The following is a 15818-nucleotide window of genomic DNA, read 5'->3' on the forward strand; positions in this document are numbered from 1 at the left end:
CGCCCGACACCCGTCACTTCGGAACACCCCATGGGACTGCGTCGCGAAAACTTCAAGATGGTGGGCAAGCTCGCCGTGATCACGCTGGGCATGTTCGGCTTCGGCTACGCGCTGGTGCCGATCTACAACGCCATCTGTGAAATGACCGGCATCAATGTGCTGGCACTGGCCGAGCGCGACGTGCCCGGCCAGCGCGCCGTGCTGCCGGCCAACACCCAGGTGGACCGCTCGCGCAGCATCACGGTCGAGTTCGACGTCAACACCCGCGGGCCCTGGCATTTCAAGCCGGCGGTGCGTTCGCTGCAGGTGCACCCGGGCGAGCTCACCACCGTGGTCTACGAGTTCCAGAACATCCAGGACCGCACCATGGCCGCGCAGGCCATTCCGAGTTACGCGCCCAAGCAGTCGGCCGCCCATTTCAACAAGCTGGAGTGTTTCTGTTTCACCCAGTACACGTTGAAAGCGGGTGAAAAGAAGGAATGGCCGGTGGCCTTCGTGATCGATCCGCGCCTGCCCAGGGACGTCACCACCATCACGCTGTCCTACACCTTCTTCGAGGTGGGTGGCAAGGTACCGGCGGCGCCCCAGGACGTGGCGGTGCACACGCTGCCCGTCGCCCAACCGGCGGATCCGGTATGACCCAGGTTCCCGTGCACCGGCGCAAGGGCTCGATCGGCGCCACGGTGAAAGCTGTGCTCTGGGGTTTTCTGGGTGTGCGCCGCAATGCCGACTACCAGAGCGACATTGCCAAGCTCAACCCCATCCACATCCTGGTGGTGGGCGTGGTGATGGCGCTGCTTTTTGTCGCCGGCCTGATTCTGTTGGTGAACTGGGTGGTGCCCTGAGCCCCGGTTCCCGAACACACTTTTCATTCTTCCAGCTATTCATACAAGCGTTCAGCAATTAGGAGAGAGCATGTCAGCAGCAGCACACGGCACAACGCCTTATTACTTCGTCCCCGGGCCATCCCGCCACCCGGTGATGGCGGCCATTGGCCTGTTTTTCGTCATTCTGGGCGCGGGTCAGTGGATCAACGGCGCCGAGTGGGGCATGTATTCGCTGGCCTTTGGCCTGGCGTTCTGGTTCGTGGTGCTGTTCCAGTGGTTTGGGGAGGCCATCGGTGAGAGCGAGAGCGGCATGTACGGGCGCAAGATCGACCTGTCCTTCCGCTGGAGCATGAGCTGGTTCATCTTCTCGGAGGTGATGTTCTTCGGCGCCTTCTTCACCGCGCTGTGGTGGGCGCGCACCCATTCGGTGCCGGCGCTGGGCAACATCGAGAACGCACTGATCTGGCCCGACTTCACGTCGGTGTGGCCGAGCCTGCAAGCCGGTGCCACGGCATCGCCAGCCGGCATCGTCGAGCCGTTCCAGACCATGGGCCCGTTCTGGCTGCCGACCATCAACACCGCGCTGCTGTTGAGCTCGGGCGTGACGCTGACCATCGCCCACCACGCGCTGCAGGTCGGGAACCGGGGCAAGACCATCGCCTTCATGTGGATGACGGTCCTGCTCGGCATCGTTTTCCTGTTTGTTCAGGGATACGAATACGCGCACGCCTACAGCGACCTGAACCTGAAGCTGTCTTCCGGCATCTTCGGTTCGACCTTCTTCCTGCTCACCGGCTTCCACGGGTTCCACGTGTTCGTGGGCATGCTGATGCTGCTGTTCATCACGCTGCGCCTGCAGAAGGGCCATTTCACCGCCGAGCGCCACTTCGGTTTCGAAGGCGCTGCCTGGTACTGGCACTTTGTGGACGTGGTCTGGCTGGGTCTGTACATCCTCGTTTACTGGATGTGAGTCCGGGCGCGGGGTGTGATCACGCTCCGCAGAGGCCAGAAAAAAGCGCCCGCAGGCGCTTTTTTCTTGTCCGGTATCGTTGATCCGGCTCAGCGCTGCAAGGGCAGGCCGGTGGGCTGTATCCAGCCCATCAGGTAGCTGACGAGCACCGCGACAAACAGCAGGATGGAGAATCCCACCCGGAAAGCCAGTGCACGCGCCATGTGGTTCTTGCGTGGGGCAGCTGTTTCGCCCTCTTCTCCGGTTTCGCTGGCGCCGCCGCGCATCATGAAGACCAGCGCAGCCGCCAGGCTGCCGATGATGGCGACGAAGGCCGCGATGACAAGGTATTTCATGCAACCAATTATCGGTTTCTTTCTGATTCCCGCGGGCGCTCGGACATGAGTGCCCAGTCCACGCGTTTCTGGATCGTGACGCTGGCCACTGTCGCCACGATGGCGGTGACCGCCGCGCTGGGCTTCTGGCAGCTCGACCGCGCCGGGCAGAAACGCGCGCTGCAGGAACAGCTTGATCAAAGGGGCCAGCTGGCACCCTGGTCGACCAGCGACCTGGTGCAAGCTACCGATCTCCAGGCTGGCCTGCACCGTCCCGTGATGTTGAGGGGGCACTGGGTGCAGGGCGCCAGCCTGTTTCTCGACAACCGGCAGATGAACGCACGCGCGGGCTTTTTCGTGATCACGCCGCTGCGACTCCAGGGCAGCGACCGGGCGGTGCTGGTTCAGCGAGGCTGGGTGGCGCGCGACTTCAACGACCGTAGCCGCGTGCCGACCATTGAGGCTCCTGAGGGCGAGGTCCGCCTGGAAGGCCGTCTGGCACCACCGCCGGGCAGGCTTTTCCAGCTCGGTGAGTCGGGCTCGGGGCCGATCCGGCAAAATGTCGACATCCCCGGTCTGGCCCTGGAGTTCGGCGTGCCTCTGCTGGACGTCTCTGTCTTGCAGACCGGTGACGCAGATGACGGCCTGCAGCGCGACTGGCCGCGTATCGCAGCCGGTGTCGAAAAACACCACGGTTACGCCTTCCAGTGGTTTGGCCTGTGCACCCTCGCCGGTGTTCTCTATGTCTGGTTCCAATTCATTTCCCCCCGCCGAAAGCGCACCCCCCATGGCCCAGAAGCCCGATGAACCGTTGATGCTGACCGTGCACAGCCTGCCCCAGCTGGACCAGGCGAGCGCCCAGGCCGCCGCCAGCACGCGCGCGGGTCGCTGGAAGATGCTGCTCCTGCTGCTCGTGAGCGCAGCGCCTGTGGTCGCCTCGTATGTCACCTATTACGTGATCCGTCCGGAAGGTCGCCGCAACTACGGCGAGCTGATCCAGCCGCAGCGCCCCCTGCCGGGGTTCACCGGTATCAATGCGCAGGGGCAGGCGGTACCGCTGACGACGCTCAAGGACCAGTGGCTGCTCATCAGCGTGGCCGACAGCGCCTGCAACGAGACCTGCCAGCAACACCTCTATCTGCAACGCCAGCTGCGCGAGACCCTGGGCAAGGAGAAAGACCGGCTGGACTGGGTCTGGCTGCGCACGGGCGGTGCCGATCTGGGCGAACCCTTGCGCCAGGCCACGGCCGCGGCCCAGGTGCTGCAGGTGGACGCGCAGCAGCTGGCCGAATGGTTGCAGCCAGCGCCGGGCCAGCGCCTGGAAGACCACCTGTATCTGGTGGATCCGCTGGGCAACTGGATGATGCGGTTCCCCGCGCCGCTGGACCCCAAACGGGCCAAGAGCGATCTGGACCGCCTGCTGCGCGCCTCCGCGTTCTGGGACAAGGCTGGAAGACCGTGAAGCACCCCCCGCGCCGCTTCGCGTCACCCCCCTCTCTCGCCTTCGGCGGGAGGGGAGCAACACCTGCGCCCCGGCAAAGCCGGTTGCGCGGTGTTTCTGGGTGGCTTCCCTGCGCTGGCGTGTCTCTTGTATCCGAACCGTTCAGGAACCAGTGACATGGACACCCAGCCGCTGTACGACTTCGCCCCCATCGCCCGCATCATGTTGCTGGGCGTGGTGCTCGCACTCGGACCGCTGGCCTGGGTGTGGCTGCGCAACCGCCACGCCGCGCCCGCTCAGCGCCTGCGGATGCTGACCCTTGTCACGCTGTTCCTCACCTTCGATCTGGTGCTGTTTGGTGCCTTCACACGCCTGACCGATTCGGGCCTGGGCTGCCCCGACTGGCCCGGCTGTTACGGCAGCGTGAGTCCGGTGGGCGCGAATGCGTCCATCGCTGCGGCCCAGGACGCCATGCCGACGGGGCCGGTCACCTTGTCCAAGGCCTGGATCGAGATGATCCACCGTTACCTCGCCACCGCCGTCGGCGTGCTGATCCTGGTGCTGGCCAGCGTGAGCTGGGTCGAACGCCGGCGGCTGACGGTGTCGTTCTGGTGGCCGCTGCTCACGCTGGTCTGGGTCTGCCTGCAAGGCGCGTTCGGCGCGCTCACCGTCACCATGAAGCTGTTCCCGGCCATCGTCACGCTGCACCTGCTGGGCGGGCTGGTGTTGCTGGCCTTGTTGCGGGCGCAGGCGGTGGGCTACACGCAGGCCGATCCCGTCCATCCCGGTCCGGTGACTTTGCCCAACGGCACGCGCCTCGCGCTCGGTGGGGTGTTCGCGCTGTTGTGGCTGCAGATCGCGCTCGGCGGCTGGGTCAGCACCAATTACGCCGTGCTGGCCTGCAGCGAGTTCCCCACCTGCCAGGGCAGCTGGTGGCCCAGCATGGATCTGCGCGAAGGTTTTTCGATCTGGCGCGAGCTGGGGCTGAGCCGCTCGGGCGAAGCCATTCCGTTCGCTGCGCTGACCGCCATCCACTACGTGCACCGCCTCACCGCCTACGCGGTGCTGGCGGCCCTGGGCTGGCTCGCGTGGCGGCTCTGGGCGGTGCCGGCCCTGCGCGGCACGGCGCGATCCCTGCTGGCGCTGGCGGGCCTGCAGTTGCTCAGCGGTCTGGCCAATGTGGTGCTCGACTGGCCGCTGCTGGCGGCTGTCGGCCACACCGGCGGAGCCGCAGCCCTCGTGATCGTCATGACCGGTGCCCTCTTCGGTACCCGCAACGCGGTGCACACCGTGAGCGCTTCCCCATTCAACGTTTCCCGACCGACCTGATGAGCACCGCGCCCACCCCCCCCGCCTCCGCCCTGCCGACCCCGGTCTGGCGCCAGTTCCACGCGCTGACCAAGCCGCGCGTGATCCAGCTCATCGTCTTCTGCGCCCTGATCGGCATGGTGCTGGCCGTGCCCGGTGTGCCGTCCTGGCAGCAGGTGCAGCTCGCCGCCATCGCCTCGCTGGGTATCTGGCTCGTGGCCGGCGCGGCCGCGGCATTCAACTGCGTGGTCGAACAGCAGATCGACGCCAAGATGCGGCGCACCGCCTGGCGACCCACCGCCAAGGGCGAGCTCTCCAACGTGCAGACGCTCACGTTCTCGGCGGTGCTGTGCGCACTGGGCTCGGCCATCCTGTATTTCCTCGTGAACCCGCTCACCATGTGGCTGACCTTCGCCACCTTTGTGGGCTACGCGGTGATCTACACCGTGATCCTCAAGCCGCTGACGCCGCAGAACATCGTGATCGGCGGCGCCTCGGGCGCCATGCCGCCGGTGCTGGGCTGGGCCGCCATGACCGGCGTGGTTGCGCCCGAGGCCCTCATCCTCTTCCTCATCATCTTCCTCTGGACACCGCCGCACTTCTGGGCGCTGGCGCTCTACCGCGTCGAGGACTACCGCAAGTCCGGCCTGCCCATGCTGCCGGTGACCCACGGTTCGGACTTCACCCGGTTGCAGATCCTGCTCTACACCTTCGTGCTCTTCGCCGCCTGCCTCATGCCCTTCGTGATGCGCATGAGCGGCTGGTTTTACCTGGTGGTGGCCGTGGGCTTGAGCATCGGGTTCTGCGGCTACGCCTTTGTGCTCTGGCGGGACTATTCGGACGCCCTGGCTCGCAAGACCTTCCGCTTTTCGCTGATCCACCTGTCGCTGCTGTTTGCGGCGCTGCTGGTGGATCACTACATTTCATGAAACGCACCGCTGCCATGAACCCAGCCTCCTTCACGCGCCGTCTCATGCTGCTGCTGGGCGCCAGCACCCTGGCCCTGGGCGCTTGCTCCGACAAACCCGCCGACGCCACCGCCACCGGTTTCTCGGGCATCGACATCACCGGTGCCGACTACGCCACCGGTTTTTCGCTCACCGACCACAACGGGCAGGCCCGCACGCTGGCCGACTTCAAGGGCAAGGCGGTGGTGGTCTTCTTCGGTTTCACGCAATGCCCCGACGTGTGTCCCACATCGCTGGGCGAACTGGCGCAAGCCCGGCAGCTGCTGGGCACCGATGGCGAACGGCTGCAGGGCCTGTTCATCAGCGTCGACCCCGAGCGCGACACGCCCGAAGTGATGAAGGCCTACATGGCCAGCTTCGACCCCAGCTTCCTCGCGCTCTACGCCGCACCCGAGGCGCTGCCCGAGCTGGCCAAGAGCTACAAGGTCTATTACAAGAAGGTCGACGGCAAGACCCCGACCAGCTACACCATGGACCATTCGGCGGGCAGCTACGTGTACGACCCGCAGGGGCGCATCCGTCTCTACCACCGCTACGGCAGCGGTGCCCAAGCGCTGGCGGATGACGTGAAGAAGCTGCTGAAATAGGCCAATCGGCCGGTTCACCGCCGAGCTGCTCGGGCATGGCCCCTATACTCCACCGGTCCTAAAAAGGGATACGTGGGTCCGACTGCCTTGGCGCCAATGCAAAGGCATGGGGCCCGATCCAACTAATGTGAAATTGCCTGGGGAGGTACGTCTCGTGTTCAAGTCCGTCGCCAAAAGCGTTTGTGCCGTTGTGCTGTTGTCTGTCGTCGCCGCGTGTGGCTCTCACCGTGTTGATCCGGATGAGCTCCGTGAAGCCGCCATGAAAGCCGGCAGGAAGTACCCACAAACCTATATCTCCAGCATCTCGGTGACCTTGCAAGATGCCGATCCCGATGACAACCGGCTGACGCACAAAAAGGAACTCGAAGCCAAGTTCCCGGAGATCATCAGGGAAGAGCTGGAGGATCAGGGCTACCGGGTGCTCACGACTGACCCGGGCAAGTCCCAAGGTGTGGCGTTGGTGAACGTCAAGGTGACATACGACCCCGGAAACCGCGCTCTGCGATGGGGTGTACTGGCTTTTTCCGGAATCGGGAAAGGAACCTTGGAGGTGCAACTGGATGCCGTCGACGCGGTCTCGGGATCGTTGCTGGTGAGACGCAAGGACAACGATACGACGCGCGGGGGCGGCTTCGGTGGCAACTTCTACGACGATGCAGAAGATTTTGTCGGTGACATGGCATCCGACTTGGGCGAGGCCCTGACCGAGTTCCAGTCACAGCCCTCCACCGGCACGCAGCTGTCTGCTGGCGCCGTCTGATCGCGGCACAGCCGGCGCCATGCGGCGCGGACTGTGCCGGATCAGACTCAGTCCACCTTGGCGCCGCTGAGCTTGACGACCCGCTCGTATTTGGTGCGCTCGGCGTTCATGAACTGACCGAACTGCTCCGGGCTGCTCGGTGCCGGCTCGGCCATCAGCAACGCAAACCGGGACTTGACTTCCGGGCTCTGCAGGGCCTGGGTGAAGGCGGCGTTGAGCTTGCGCACCGTGTCGGCGGGCGTGGCCGCCGGCACCACCAGACCCCACCAGGTGTCGATGCTGAAGCCGGGCAGGGTTTCGGCCACCGTGGGCACGTCGGGCATGCTGGCCGTGCGCTGTGCCGTGGTGACGGCCAGCGCCTTCAGCTTGCCGGCGCGGATGTTGGCGGATGCCGTGGCGAGGTTGTCGAAGTTGAAATCCACCTGGCCCGAGAGCAGGCCGAGCTGGGCCGGGTTGCCGCCGTTGTAGGGGATGTGCACCGCGAACACGCCCGCCTGGTTCTTGAACATCTCGCCCGCCAGGTGGCCGGCGCTGCCGTTGCCCCCCGAGCCGTAGTTCAGCTTGGCGGGGTTGGCCTTCGCGTAGCGGATCAGGTCGGCCAGGGTGTTGATGTTCAGCCGCTGTGCCGCATCGGCGTTCATCACCAGCACGTTGGGCACGCGCAGCATTTGCGTCACCGGGGCGAAATCTTTCACCGGGTCATAGGGCAGCTTGCTGAACAGCCAGGGGTTGATGCCGTGCGACGCCGTCGTGGCGATGCCGATGGTCAGGCCGTCGGGCGCCGCCTTGGCCACGGCGCTCACGCCGATGTTGCCGCCCGCGCCCGGCCGGTTCTCCACGATCACGGTGCCCAGCGAGCCTTTCACGGCTTCGGCCAGCACGCGCGCGGTCTGGTCGATCGGGCCTCCGGCACCGAACGGCACGACGATGCGCGTGGTGGTCTGGGCTTGCCCCAGCGCAGGCAGCATCAGCGCGGAAGCGGCCAGGGAAATGGCGGTGACGAGATGGCGGCGGTTCAACATGAGGCGGTCTCCGGGAGTTGTTGTTGGAACGGGAAGAAGGCGGTGATCACAGCTTGTCGGCTGCGCTGGTGAACGAATCGGCGTAGAACTCTTCGGGTGGCAGGCCCGCCTGGGCACTGTACTGCGTGCGCGCCGACTCCACCACGATGGGCGCGCCGCAGGCATAGACCTGGTGGCCCGACAGGTCGGGGAAATCCTGCAGCACCGCGAGGTGTACAAAGCCCGTGCGACCGCTCCAGCCGTCTTCGGGCAGTGCGTCGGAGATCACCGGCACATAGTGCAGGTTGGGCATCGCGGCGGCCTGGGCCAGCAACCAGTCGTGGTGGTAGAGGTCGGCCGGTCGGCGCCCGCCCCAGTACACGGTGGTCGGCCGGTGGATGCCCTTGAAATGCATGTGCTGGATGATGGCCTTGACCGGCGCAAAGCCGGTGCCCGAGGCCAGCAGGATCACGGGTTTTTCGCTGTCTTCGCGCAGGTAGAAGCTGCCATAGGGCCCTTCGATGCGCAGAATGTCTTTCTCCTTCATGGCGCCGAACACGTGGTCGGTGAACTTGCCGCCCGGCATGTGGCGAAGGTGCAGCTCCATGGCCGGCTGGCCGGCCTGCGTGTGCGGCGCGTTGGCCATGGAGTAGCTGCGGCGGTCGCCGTCGCGCAGCAGGAATTCGATGTACTGACCGGCGTGGTACTGGAAGGTGTCGGACGCGGGCAACTGCAGGTGCATCACGATCACGTCGTGCGAGGCACGCTCCAGCCGGTTCACGCGCACCGGCATCTTCTTGATCGGGAAGGCGCCTGCTTCGGTGACCTGGCGCGACTCCAGCACCACGTCCGATTGGGCCACGCCGCAGCAGGTCAGCGCATAGCCGGCGGCTTCTTCATCGGCGCTCAGGGCCTTGGCCTGGTGCGGACCATGGGTGATCTGGCCGCTGACCACTTTGCATTTGCACGAGCCGCAGGCGCCGTCCTTGCAGCCATACGGCAGACCGATGCCCTGGCGGATCCCCGCGGCCAGGATGGCCTCGTCGGGTTCGGCAGTGAAGCTGCGCCCGCTGGGTTCGATGGTGATGGTGAATGTCATACTGGCATGGTGTTGTGGTTGGGGCGCTGTGTTGCGTCGCGACACAAAAGCAAACGATCATTGTCGCAAATCTGGGAATCGCATGAGCCTTCTGGGCGCTTTGCCCGCACGCTTCCGGCGTGAGCGGGTGTTGATCATTGGCTGTGGTGACGTGGGCCAACGAGCGGCTCGCGTGCTGGGTGGCGGCCGGCGGTTGCGGCTGCTGGCACTCACCTCCACACCCGAACGCAGCGATGCCCTGCGTGCACAGGGCATCACACCCCTGCAGGGCAACCTGGACGATGCCCGCAGCCTGGGGCGCCTCGCCGGGCTGGCCACCCGTGTGCTGCACCTCGCACCGCCCCCGACGGGTGAATCGTCCGACTGGCGGCTGGATACCCGCACCCGGGCGCTGGTGCGGGCGCTGGCGCAGCGCTCGTTGCCTGTGGCGCTGGTGTACGGCTCCACCAGTGGTGTCTACGGGGACCGGCAGGGACAATGGGTGAGCGAGGCCACACCGGCTCAGCCGCGCACGCCGCGCGCCTGGCGGCGTGTCGATGCCGAGGCCAGGGTGCACTGGCTCGGTCGCGCCACGGGCGTGCGCACCAGCGTGCTGCGCATCCCCGGCATCTACGCGCCCGACCGCGAGGGCGGAACGCCGCGTGAGCGCCTGCTGCGCGGCACGCCGGTGCTGTGTGCTGAAGACGACGTTTTCACGAACCACATCCACGCCGACGACCTGGCGCGGGCCTGCGTGCTGGCGCTGTGGCGCGGGCAGCCGCAGCGCAACGTCAACGTGAGTGACGACACCGATCTGAAGATGGGTGACTACTTTGATCTCGCGGCCGACCTGTATGGACTGCCCCGTCCGCCGCGCATCGCGCGCAACGCCGCAGGCGATCAGTTGCCGCTGATGCTGCTGAGCTTCATGAGCGAATCGCGCCGGCTGCACAACCAGCGCATGAAGGCTGAACTGGGCCTGCGCCTGCGCTATCCCACAGTGGCCGAAGGCCTGGGGAGCTGATCAGGCGCCGGGCGTCATGGAGGCCAGCAGCCAGGCTGTGTACCCCACATACAGGGCCAGCAGCACCAGCGCCTCCAGCCGGTTGATGCGCCCGGGGCCGCGGAAGCCCCAGCCCGTCGCGAAGAGCAGCACGGTCAGGCCGGCCATCATCGGCAGGTCGCGCGTGAGCACATCCCCGCCGATGTCCATCGGGGCAATCACACCCGCAAGACCGACTACAGCCAGCGTGTTGAACAGGCCGGACCCCAGCACATTGCCCAGGGCGATGTCGTGTTCCCCCTTGCGCGCCGCCGCCACGCAGGAAGCCAGTTCGGGCAACGAGGTGCCCAAGGCCACCACGGTCAAGCCGATGATGAGGTCACTCACGCCCAGTGACTGCGCGATCGACACCGCGCCCCAGACCAGCAGGCGCGAGCTGCCCACCAGCAACAGCAGGCCCAGACCCAGCCACATGAGCGCACGCCGTATCGGCATCGGATGTGCCTCCAGCTCGGTGGCTGTTTCGGTGGCCAGGGCATCGCCGCCGCCGCTGCGGGCCTCGACGATGGACCAGGTCACCAGCGTGCCGAACACCAGCAGCAGCACCGCGGCGTCGAGCCTCGAGAGCACGCCGTCCCAGACCAGCAGCGCCGACAGCGCGGTCACCGCCATCAGGATCGGGAGCTCCTTGCGCAGGATCACCGACCGCACCAGGATCGGCGCGATCAGCGCCGTGATGCCGAGGATCAGCGCCATGTTGACGATGTTGGAGCCCCAGGCGTTGCCCAGTGCGAGCCCGGGATTGCCTTGCGAAGCCGCCAGGACCGACACCACCATCTCGGGCGCCGAGGTGCCGAAGCCCACGATCAGCATGCCGACCAGCAGTGGGGGCACGGCAAAGTGCTGGGCCGTCGCCGAAGCCCCGGCCACAAAACGGTCGGCGCTCCAGACCAGCAGTATCAATCCGGCGAGGATGGCAAGGGAAGGCAGCAGCATGGGAAGTCGGGCCCGGGTTGTTGGACAATGAAGTGGATTGTGTCAGCTGATCCTCGCCCCCCCTTCCTGTCGGACATGACGTCCGGCGGGCTCCTCCAGCGCCGCCGCGTTGCGCCCGCACCATGAGTTCATTGCCACCCGATCGGCCAGACGTCCCCGCTGCTGCCGTCCAGCCGTCGGGTTTCTGGGGCTCGCCCCTGCGGTCACGCCTGGCGCTCACGGCGGGCGCCGTGGTGCTCATGCTGCTGCTGCTGTGGTGGTGGCGGCCGCTGCTGCTCATTCCCGGCACGCAGCCGTTGGTCATGTCGGGGGGTGATCCCTACCTGCGTGCCTTGATGCGCACCATTTCGGCCAGTGAGTCCAACGTGCTGCGGCCTTACCACGTGTTGTACGGGCACGGCTATGTGTGGACGCTGGATATGCACCCCAACCGTTGCGAACCCATCGGGCAGGGGCCCAACCGGGGCAACTGCTCCACCGCCGCCGGGCGGTACCAGCTGCTCTACAGCACCTGGCTCGAACTGGCCGCACGCAACCACCCGCAACGCACCGACGATCCCCTGGATGCCACCGGGCTGAGTTTTGCGCCCGTGCATCAGGACATGGTGGTGCACGCCTGGCTGTCCGAAGCACGCTGGGGCAACCTGTCGGCCCAGTTGCGGCAGGGGCGGGTGCAGCCGGTGTTGCGGCGGCTCTCCGGCACCTGGACCAGCCTGGGCTATGGCATCGAAACCAACAGCATGAGCCGCCAGCTGCCGCGCATCTACCAGCAGGTGCTGAAGGAAGAACTGGCCCGTGCAGGGACGGATGCGGCGGAGCAGGCCGCTGAAAAACAAAAAGGCCGCACAGCGAAAACTGTGCGGCCTTGAGTGTGGTGCCGGGGCCGGAATCTAAAATCAGCCTGTAACCCGCATAAAACCTAGAGATTTCATCGAAGGTTTTAGAAAGTACCGACAAAAGTACCGTCATTTTTCATGATGCCGCCTTGTTGCATGAATCACACGGTGCGAGCGATCCAAGTTTTGGGTCTGGCCTTGGCTGTCCTTGGCTGTCCTGGGGATCTTGTCTTCATCTTGGGTGCGTTGTTCAACGAACTTCGTCCAAGTGCCATTACTTCGACAGAACCGAGTCAATGTTCATTCTACCGAGTGCGCCACTGCTAGACTGCCGAAAAACAGGAGGTCACCATGGGAACATTCAGCCCGGTCCATTGGGTAATCGCCATCGCCTTGCTGGCGGCTCTAGGCGCTTTCGTCTACTTCGTCGGCTCGCTCCTGTGGGCTGGCGCGAAGTCTCAAGGCAAAGGCAAGCTGATCGCTGCGGCGGTCCTGCTTCCTGTTGCAGTGCTGGCGATCATGGGGATTGCTGGTGCCATGAACAGCGAAGGCGGCACAAAGCCGCCTGCTGATACTGAGTGGTGGAAGAACGATAAGCCGGTTGGCAATTAGCTCTTTGTCCGCTGAATGCCGTCAGGGCTGATGGAGGAAGCCCCTTTGGGTAGCGCGTCGTAGTCGGCCTTACTTGATATTTGCTTTGGCCCCGTCTGCGATGCTTGCGCCTGCTGCCCACCCTGGCTGGCCCGTACGCTTGTTGATAAGCACATCCGGGTTCTTCACCGAGTTGCCCATGTTGTCGATGTGCGCCCGGCTTATCTCTCTGAGTCGGCACCGTCATTGTGTTCTGCCCCGGCCATGTTGCCGGTTTTTTTTTGACCCCGGCACAGACCGCCCGTGGACAATGAAGCGCACAAACATTCAGGGGGATAGTGATGCGCGAATCGGTGCTGCTGGTCTTGCTTTGTCTTGGCGGCTCTGCCTTTCTGTACGGCGTAGGCCTGCCGTTGGGTCTGGTGGTCGCACTTGCCATCACGGTGTGCACAGCCGACTTCATGATGCTTCGATACAGCAGGAGGGCGCCAACGGAAAAGGGAAACCGTCACCCAGAACGATCTACACAAGCACTGCCGACAGGGGAGCAATGCGATAGCGATGATCCAAGGGGTGGCATCAAGCAAAAGCCGCAAGTCGATGCGTCAACCGATGCCCCCGCGCCAGACGAGCGTCCCGAGGCAATGGGAACAGCACCAGAACCAGAATGGAAAAGGCAGAGGTTCCTCCGTGTGCCCGCGAGGCGTGATGAGCCTGAAAAGGCTACGCACCAAGCAACTCCCGATAGGCGAATTTTTCAGTTCACCGCCCCCCCCACACGCCCTGCGGCTGCGCCCCTCCATGACACCAGAGGGAAGACAGGCATTCCTGAAAAGTCACAGGCCCCCTTCGACCCGTTGGCGCAGTATCAGCCCGAGCAATTCAATACGAGTCCGCGCTCAGCCCCCGTTGAGGCGTTCACATTCACTGCAGACACCAGCCCCCCAAACATGCCAATGGGGCCAGCATGGGAACCGCCACCCATCAGGCGGCGACCTGATCGGACTCAAGCGCCGAATTCACCTCGACCTGTTCCAGCCATTCTCAAGCCTGAGGACTACCAGCGGAATGCTGGACTGCGTGGGTACCTCTACCTCGCTCGAAACCCCGAACACTGGGAAGGCCTCTTCAAAGTCGGGCAAACAATCCGTCACCCAACCAAACGGGTTGACGAACTAAACACGCTACATGCCCAACACAAGGACATTGGCAAATTCGATCTCCTTGATGTCGTTGAGGTGGTCGATGCCTACGGGGCTGAGCAGGTGTTGTTCAAGGTCTTGAACGATCTGCGACCTGTGCAAGGCAGGGAATTCTTCATTGCAGATCATGAATATTTGCGACGTGCCATGACCGCAGTGGCAGATTTCATCCGGGGCCAACCAGATGAGTTGAACCGAATCTATCGCGACCTCGATCCCGGGCAGTTCCCTTCGTGGCCAGGACGCGTCCCTTGGTACAACCACCATGGGGTCGCGCGCGCCAAGGGATGGGTGTACCTCGCAAGATGTCAATTCCACTACGCTGACACCTACCTCTTTGGAGCAACCTCAAGTCACCCCAATACGGCGTTGAAGGAACTGAACGAAGGGCAGAGGCTGGCTACACCGCAGATCGGCTTCTACACCGTGGTGTTCGCCCTGCCGGTGTCGAATACGACTGCCTCCAGGACCATGGGGTGGCGAGCGATGTCCGCATGGAAACTGAAAGGTTCACGGTCCTACATCAGGGGGCCGCTAGAGCAAATATCAAGGGCGTTGAAGGACAGCCTCTCTACGCCTGGCACCTGACTACCTTGGCGCAGTCAGGACGTTTTGGCGCTCTCCACCTTCAACCGCTCCCGTTTTGCAGCGGCCATCTTCGCCAGAATTGCGAATGCTTGCGGGCTTGGCGACTTCGGCGTGGTCTTGCTTGAGGGTACGTTGGGTTTGTCCATTCCACCCTCCATGAAGGACATCAGATTTTCGGTGTCGCAACCATTTCTGCCGTTGAACTATCTGTTGTTAAGTTGCTGGAAAAAGTCTGCGCAGGTCTGTCCACGAAACTGTGGATCGTCATAGAGACATCTGCATGCGACAGCGATAGCAGATGCTGCTGGCTGGAAGACGGTTTCCTTGGCCAGTTTGACGATGCACGCATTACCGTCTTTGTAGCCGAATAGACCTTTGCCCGAACCTCTAACGACACCGGAATATCTGTCTTGGTACTCATGGCCGCAGGACTGAAAGATCGCAGCGCTGGTGGCCCCGTTTGATGCTCCTGGCATGTTGTCAAGAATGCACTCAGCGAAGTTGCCAGCCAACGCACCCGGGCTTAGGAAACACAACCCAGCAAGAACAATGCTGTTTGAAAATGACTTCACGCTCCCTCCTCCTCTCTTGCCATCACTGAATATCTGGAGTTGGAGACTATCCCATTTTCAGGAGCCCGTCGCTACGAACGACGGAGTTGCTTTCCGGTGGCTTGCAAATATCGCCCAAACCCGGCCAGTGCCCTCGTGGAGTGCGTCGTGTGTTCATCAAGCAAGTGCAGGTAAGTGGTCCAGTGCATGCCTTTGGGTCGCCCTTCTGGCATGTTCAGGATGCCTCGCGCCCACCCCAATCGATCCCGGACTTTGTTCGCTCGCCTGACGGCCAAGTCCCCATCGGTTTCTCTCTGACTGCGGTATGCCAGCCCGAAACAGTGACGACACGCATACAGGCCGTTGCCGCTGTAGAGCACCGCCACCCGTCGCCCACACCCAGCGGCCGGACAAAGCCACCATGGTCGCTTGCCACCGAAATGACAGGGCGTCCAGTCAAGCCGCACCGTGTTGAGGCAGTCCTTCCATTCACCACCGCGCCAACTCTGGCGGTAGCTCAGCGCCACGAAATCATCTGCAACGACGATGTTGATCGAAGCAACTTTTTCACCGTGGCGCGTCCAGTGCCACCCGAATGCGTTGCCTTGCTGCAGCATTCCGGCGCAGTGCAGTCGCCGGATGTCCAGAGACCGTTTGTCGTCCGTGCACGGCATGCCGTCGCGCCTTCCGCTGTAAAGTCCACCCATGTTTTTCCCTTTCTGTTTATCCGAAATCAACAGGCAAGTTTGTTGCTGACCATTTCATGCTCCTGACTTGCCCTTGCTGCCCGTTGGCCC

At 63.9% G+C, this 15818-nt stretch carries 20 protein-coding genes; 13 read left to right on the top strand and 7 right to left on the bottom strand.

Annotated elements, in window-relative coordinates:
- The first annotated feature begins 30 nt into the window (after positions 1-30).
- The 3 genes from AC0GNO_RS07825 to AC0GNO_RS07835 all read left to right on the top strand — a co-directional run bounded on the left by AC0GNO_RS07825 (position 31) and on the right by AC0GNO_RS07835 (position 1797).
- Positions 31-639: a cytochrome c oxidase assembly protein gene (locus AC0GNO_RS07825; RefSeq protein WP_472903598.1), complete on the top strand. Its 609-nt coding sequence runs from the start codon at positions 31-33 to the stop codon at positions 637-639.
- The gene (locus tag AC0GNO_RS07830; protein ID WP_472887583.1) at positions 636-845 is read left to right on the top strand and encodes a DUF2970 domain-containing protein; all 210 of its coding nucleotides are present in this window, start codon (positions 636-638) and stop codon (positions 843-845) included. Before AC0GNO_RS07825 ends, AC0GNO_RS07830 begins: the two co-directional genes overlap by 4 nt.
- Before the next feature lie 70 nt (positions 846-915).
- Positions 916-1797, top strand: a complete 882-nt coding sequence (locus AC0GNO_RS07835; protein WP_472887582.1) for a cytochrome c oxidase subunit 3 — start codon at positions 916-918, stop codon at positions 1795-1797.
- Between the two features lie 89 nt (positions 1798-1886).
- Here AC0GNO_RS07835 and AC0GNO_RS07840 read toward each other — a convergent pair whose 3' ends face one another.
- On the bottom strand, positions 1887-2132 hold the full coding sequence (locus AC0GNO_RS07840; RefSeq protein WP_472887581.1) for a twin transmembrane helix small protein: 246 nt from the start codon (positions 2130-2132) through the stop codon (positions 1887-1889).
- Positions 2133-2177: 45 nt separating this feature from the next.
- Between AC0GNO_RS07840 and AC0GNO_RS07845 the strand changes: the two genes are divergently transcribed.
- The 6 genes from AC0GNO_RS07845 to AC0GNO_RS07870 all read left to right on the top strand — a co-directional run bounded on the left by AC0GNO_RS07845 (position 2178) and on the right by AC0GNO_RS07870 (position 7175).
- On the top strand, positions 2178-2918 hold the full coding sequence (locus AC0GNO_RS07845; protein WP_472887580.1) for an SURF1 family protein: 741 nt from the start codon (positions 2178-2180) through the stop codon (positions 2916-2918).
- Complete coding sequence (locus AC0GNO_RS07850; RefSeq protein WP_472903599.1) at positions 2899-3573, top strand: SCO family protein; 675 nt, start codon at positions 2899-2901, stop codon at positions 3571-3573. The genes AC0GNO_RS07845 and AC0GNO_RS07850 overlap by 20 nt, the downstream gene beginning before the upstream one ends.
- Positions 3574-3729: 156 nt before the next feature.
- A complete protein-coding gene (locus AC0GNO_RS07855) occupies positions 3730-4881 on the top strand; it encodes a COX15/CtaA family protein (RefSeq protein WP_472903600.1) in 1152 nt (383 codons plus the stop codon).
- The gene (gene cyoE, locus AC0GNO_RS07860) at positions 4881-5789 is read left to right on the top strand and encodes a heme o synthase (protein WP_472903601.1); all 909 of its coding nucleotides are present in this window, start codon (positions 4881-4883) and stop codon (positions 5787-5789) included. The genes AC0GNO_RS07855 and cyoE overlap by 1 nt, the downstream gene beginning before the upstream one ends.
- Before the next feature lie 14 nt (positions 5790-5803).
- On the top strand, positions 5804-6415 hold the full coding sequence (locus AC0GNO_RS07865; protein WP_472903602.1) for an SCO family protein: 612 nt from the start codon (positions 5804-5806) through the stop codon (positions 6413-6415).
- A 154-nt stretch (positions 6416-6569) separates the two neighbouring features.
- Positions 6570-7175, top strand: coding sequence for a hypothetical protein (locus tag AC0GNO_RS07870; protein ID WP_472903603.1), 606 nt, complete (start codon positions 6570-6572; stop codon positions 7173-7175).
- A gap of 47 nt (positions 7176-7222) precedes the next feature.
- On the opposite strand, the gene AC0GNO_RS07875 is transcribed toward AC0GNO_RS07870, so the two are convergent.
- Both AC0GNO_RS07875 and AC0GNO_RS07880 read right to left on the bottom strand, forming a co-directional pair.
- Entirely contained in the window at positions 7223-8197 is a 975-nt protein-coding gene (locus AC0GNO_RS07875; RefSeq protein ID WP_472903604.1) for a Bug family tripartite tricarboxylate transporter substrate binding protein, read from the bottom strand.
- 46 nt (positions 8198-8243) lie between these two features.
- Positions 8244-9275, bottom strand: a complete 1032-nt coding sequence (locus AC0GNO_RS07880) for a CDP-6-deoxy-delta-3,4-glucoseen reductase (RefSeq protein WP_472903605.1) — start codon at positions 9273-9275, stop codon at positions 8244-8246.
- A gap of 82 nt (positions 9276-9357) precedes the next feature.
- Here AC0GNO_RS07880 and AC0GNO_RS07885 point away from each other — a divergent pair, with 82 nt between their 5' ends.
- Positions 9358-10278, top strand: a complete 921-nt coding sequence (locus AC0GNO_RS07885) for an SDR family oxidoreductase (protein WP_472903606.1) — start codon at positions 9358-9360, stop codon at positions 10276-10278.
- Here AC0GNO_RS07885 and AC0GNO_RS07890 read toward each other — a convergent pair whose 3' ends face one another.
- Positions 10279-11253 (bottom strand): calcium/sodium antiporter, encoded by a 975-nt coding sequence (locus AC0GNO_RS07890; RefSeq protein WP_472903607.1) that lies wholly within the window; start codon positions 11251-11253, stop codon positions 10279-10281. It abuts the gene before it with no gap.
- 122 nt (positions 11254-11375) lie between these two features.
- Between AC0GNO_RS07890 and AC0GNO_RS07895 the strand changes: the two genes are divergently transcribed.
- The 3 genes from AC0GNO_RS07895 to AC0GNO_RS07905 all read left to right on the top strand — a co-directional run bounded on the left by AC0GNO_RS07895 (position 11376) and on the right by AC0GNO_RS07905 (position 14470).
- The gene (locus tag AC0GNO_RS07895; RefSeq protein WP_472903608.1) at positions 11376-12122 is read left to right on the top strand and encodes a glycoside hydrolase family 24 protein; all 747 of its coding nucleotides are present in this window, start codon (positions 11376-11378) and stop codon (positions 12120-12122) included.
- Positions 12123-12440: 318 nt separating this feature from the next.
- A complete protein-coding gene (locus tag AC0GNO_RS07900; protein ID WP_472903609.1) occupies positions 12441-12701 on the top strand; it encodes a hypothetical protein in 261 nt (86 codons plus the stop codon).
- Positions 12702-13021: 320 nt separating this feature from the next.
- Positions 13022-14470, top strand: coding sequence for a GIY-YIG nuclease family protein (locus tag AC0GNO_RS07905; RefSeq protein ID WP_472903610.1), 1449 nt, complete (start codon positions 13022-13024; stop codon positions 14468-14470).
- A 14-nt stretch (positions 14471-14484) separates the two neighbouring features.
- On the opposite strand, the gene AC0GNO_RS07910 is transcribed toward AC0GNO_RS07905, so the two are convergent.
- The 3 genes from AC0GNO_RS07910 to AC0GNO_RS07920 form a co-directional block, all read right to left on the bottom strand.
- Positions 14485-14616 carry a hypothetical protein gene (locus tag AC0GNO_RS07910; protein WP_472903611.1) on the bottom strand — a complete coding sequence of 44 codons (132 nt, stop codon included), beginning with the start codon at positions 14614-14616 and terminating at the stop codon, positions 14485-14487.
- A gap of 20 nt (positions 14617-14636) precedes the next feature.
- Positions 14637-14891, bottom strand: a complete 255-nt coding sequence (locus AC0GNO_RS07915; protein WP_472903612.1) for a hypothetical protein — start codon at positions 14889-14891, stop codon at positions 14637-14639.
- Between the two features lie 222 nt (positions 14892-15113).
- A complete protein-coding gene (locus AC0GNO_RS07920) occupies positions 15114-15758 on the bottom strand; it encodes a hypothetical protein (RefSeq protein ID WP_472903613.1) in 645 nt (214 codons plus the stop codon).
- Positions 15759-15818 lie beyond the last annotated feature (60 nt).

This window comes from Hydrogenophaga sp. L310, from assembly GCF_055703065.1.

What these genes read in the sequence shown, in the direction of transcription:
- AC0GNO_RS07825 (WP_472903598.1), top strand. Translation starts at nt 31, where the DNA reads ATGGGACTGCGTCGCGAAAACTTCAAGATGGTGGGCAAGCTCGCCGTG.
- AC0GNO_RS07830 (WP_472887583.1), top strand. Translation starts at nt 636, where the DNA reads ATGACCCAGGTTCCCGTGCACCGGCGCAAGGGCTCGATCGGCGCCACG.
- AC0GNO_RS07835 (WP_472887582.1), top strand. Translation starts at nt 916, where the DNA reads ATGTCAGCAGCAGCACACGGCACAACGCCTTATTACTTCGTCCCCGGG.
- AC0GNO_RS07840 (WP_472887581.1), bottom strand. Translation starts at nt 2,132, where the DNA reads ATGAAATACCTTGTCATCGCGGCCTTCGTCGCCATCATCGGCAGCCTG.
- AC0GNO_RS07845 (WP_472887580.1), top strand. Translation starts at nt 2,178, where the DNA reads ATGAGTGCCCAGTCCACGCGTTTCTGGATCGTGACGCTGGCCACTGTC.
- AC0GNO_RS07850 (WP_472903599.1), top strand. Translation starts at nt 2,899, where the DNA reads ATGGCCCAGAAGCCCGATGAACCGTTGATGCTGACCGTGCACAGCCTG.
- AC0GNO_RS07855 (WP_472903600.1), top strand. Translation starts at nt 3,730, where the DNA reads ATGGACACCCAGCCGCTGTACGACTTCGCCCCCATCGCCCGCATCATG.
- cyoE (WP_472903601.1), top strand. Translation starts at nt 4,881, where the DNA reads ATGAGCACCGCGCCCACCCCCCCCGCCTCCGCCCTGCCGACCCCGGTC.
- AC0GNO_RS07865 (WP_472903602.1), top strand. Translation starts at nt 5,804, where the DNA reads ATGAACCCAGCCTCCTTCACGCGCCGTCTCATGCTGCTGCTGGGCGCC.
- AC0GNO_RS07875 (WP_472903604.1), bottom strand. Translation starts at nt 8,197, where the DNA reads ATGTTGAACCGCCGCCATCTCGTCACCGCCATTTCCCTGGCCGCTTCC.
- AC0GNO_RS07880 (WP_472903605.1), bottom strand. Translation starts at nt 9,275, where the DNA reads ATGACATTCACCATCACCATCGAACCCAGCGGGCGCAGCTTCACTGCC.
- AC0GNO_RS07885 (WP_472903606.1), top strand. Translation starts at nt 9,358, where the DNA reads ATGAGCCTTCTGGGCGCTTTGCCCGCACGCTTCCGGCGTGAGCGGGTG.
- AC0GNO_RS07890 (WP_472903607.1), bottom strand. Translation starts at nt 11,253, where the DNA reads ATGCTGCTGCCTTCCCTTGCCATCCTCGCCGGATTGATACTGCTGGTC.
- AC0GNO_RS07895 (WP_472903608.1), top strand. Translation starts at nt 11,376, where the DNA reads ATGAGTTCATTGCCACCCGATCGGCCAGACGTCCCCGCTGCTGCCGTC.
- AC0GNO_RS07900 (WP_472903609.1), top strand. Translation starts at nt 12,441, where the DNA reads ATGGGAACATTCAGCCCGGTCCATTGGGTAATCGCCATCGCCTTGCTG.
- AC0GNO_RS07905 (WP_472903610.1), top strand. Translation starts at nt 13,022, where the DNA reads ATGCGCGAATCGGTGCTGCTGGTCTTGCTTTGTCTTGGCGGCTCTGCC.
- AC0GNO_RS07910 (WP_472903611.1), bottom strand. Translation starts at nt 14,616, where the DNA reads ATGGACAAACCCAACGTACCCTCAAGCAAGACCACGCCGAAGTCGCCA.
- AC0GNO_RS07915 (WP_472903612.1), bottom strand. Translation starts at nt 14,891, where the DNA reads ATGAGTACCAAGACAGATATTCCGGTGTCGTTAGAGGTTCGGGCAAAG.